The 2,328-nt window shown below is 35.7% G+C and carries 2 protein-coding genes; one reads left to right on the forward strand and one right to left on the reverse strand.

The genetic code is table 11. The features are described from left to right. On the reverse strand, positions 1-494 hold a 494-nt coding region (locus AC1DUW_RS26235; protein WP_477643862.1), incomplete at its 3' end, for a site-2 protease family protein. A 953-nt stretch (positions 495-1,447) separates the two neighbouring features. On the opposite strand from AC1DUW_RS26235, the gene AC1DUW_RS26240 reads away from it, so the two are divergent. Further along, positions 1,448-2,328 (forward strand): hypothetical protein (locus AC1DUW_RS26240; protein WP_477643861.1); only part of this gene is annotated, 881 nt, incomplete at its 3' end.

Below are 2,328 nucleotides of genomic sequence, written 5' to 3' on the forward strand. Positions count from 1 at the left end.
GGATGGAGAAACAAATATACAACCATTCCGATAATCMCTAATACCCAAAGCTTTGTGGAGATGACTCCCACTATACGTCCTCCATCAAGAGGATGCACAGGCATTAGATTAAATAGGTTAATCATGGCTCCAAGTGTAATAACTAAAAGCCAAAACGGATTTTCGGTCATCATAAATAGGGGGATGGCTGGTAGAAATGCTAATGTACCTAATAAAGGACCTCCGAAGGCAAGATAAGCTTCTTGGTTAGCATTCTTGGGTTCTTCTTTAAGGGCAATTAAGGCTCCGACAAAAGGGATGAAAATGGCATTGGATGTTTTGATGCCTTTTCTCTTAGCAGCAAGTAAATGCCCCATTTCATGGATGTAAATTAGATAGACTAGGGCTACGGCAAATTTCCAACCGTAAACCAAGGCATACGCTCCTAATGAAACGAAAATAGAAATCAGAGAACCTACTTTTGCTATTTTCAATAGCGCAAACAACCATTTCATTTTTCCTAGGAAAAATAACCCGATTGCCCCCAAGCTTAACCATCCTTTATTCGATTTAGATTCTTTCAAAATGTACCTCCTAGAGTAAATGGGAAAACAGATGACCCCAGTGACACTATGTCTATCTGAGCTCCTTCTTGATTTATCATCTTGCTAATATCCTTATTATATCGTATTTTTTCTTTTCCTTTTAGGAATATTTTTCTAGAATATTAACTTTCAAGTATTACATTTTTTTATAATTAAGATAGAGTGCACCTATCACAGAAATACTAGATGGAAGAAATGAACATGATTTTTGATAAAGAAGCTGTTGATGATTCAGAAGACTATAGAAAATTAGTCCCTGAAAAAGAAGTGCTATAGAAAGTATATTAGAAGAAAAAAGTATGTTTTTCCTACCGGATTATAAGGACGGAGAGTAAAAAAGGCTGAAAAAAATGAGGTTAGCAATGCGAAAAATGGTGAGAAAAAGTAATACAGTCCTGGTATTGTTTAGTGGAGTTATAGATTCTACTGCTGGAGAAGACTTTCCAACATACAAAGACTATGCTGTGRAACCTGTTAGAATGTATAGGACAGCATACCAAGATTGGAAAAGATATTGAACTTATTTTTAATAACTCAAATAAATTTATTGGGATATGTACGAACCGCCGAAACGATTATATTTTCTTTCAGTAAATATATAAGTAAATTCTATAGTTCCCTTTTAACGGGAGACACTACGAGAGTAAATCGTAGCCGGGGCAGACGGGATACCCAACGGAAAGCTTTTACATCATATTACAACCGCATATTTGCCTTTCAAACATACTGCGGAGCGCTTAGCCACATTTATAATTGGGATTAAAATAGTTCAAGATGGATTGTTTTATCCATGTTTATCGTTTTAAAGTAATTAAATACCTGTTCATTTATTGTGTTCATATTCAGTTGGGGGATGATGTTGCATGTTAGTTCAAATCAAAGTAGAAGAAAATGAATCAAGTAAAATGAAAATCAAGAAAAACGAATGTGGAATAGCAAAGGTAACATACAAAAGCTTGGGGCTTGTTGAAAACGCTTTGGAAGAATTCCTGCAAGAGAATATTGAAATATTAACTCAGGAAGAAGATTATGAATTAAAAATTATAGGGAAACAAGTCCGGGATAATTCCAACAAACGGACGGATTTAGTTGGTGTARATAGCAACGGCAATGTTGTAATTATTGAAATCAAACGCGATGCAGACGACATGAAAATTAGAAGAGATAATTTCGAATCTCAAGCTATAAGATATGCTGCGTCTTTTGCGAAAATCAATAGCATAGAAGAATTAGTGGAGAAAGTCCATGCCGAGTATCTTATACGATATATGGGCGTGGAGGAAGAAAAAGCTGTTGAACAAGGTATAACAGATATTTATACCTTTTTGAAGGAGCATGGAACATTTAATGATTTCAATGCGGACCAAAGAATTATTCTAGTTGCCTCAAGTTTTGAACCTAGTGTCTTATCCGCTTCTGCATGGTTGCTGACAAAGGGTGTTGATATTTCATGTTTTGAAATCGCTCCACAATTGATTGAAAGAGAGACGGAGACGGATAATGAATATTTGTTGGAAATCAAGAAATTATTGCCGTTGGGTTCAGATGACGATTATTTTTCAGAAATTATAAAAAGTGAAAATAAACGACCAACGACTAGGAAGCGAAAAAGTGGTGGCTCAAGAATGAAATACCCAAAACTAAGCCACATGATAGAGGTTGGTCTGGTGTCTGAAGGGGACGATTGCTTTTATAGAAACAAAGAAGAAGAATCGAAGGCGAAAATTTACGGTGGGGACAATGT

Source organism: Peribacillus sp. P4_C12, from assembly GCF_056402095.1.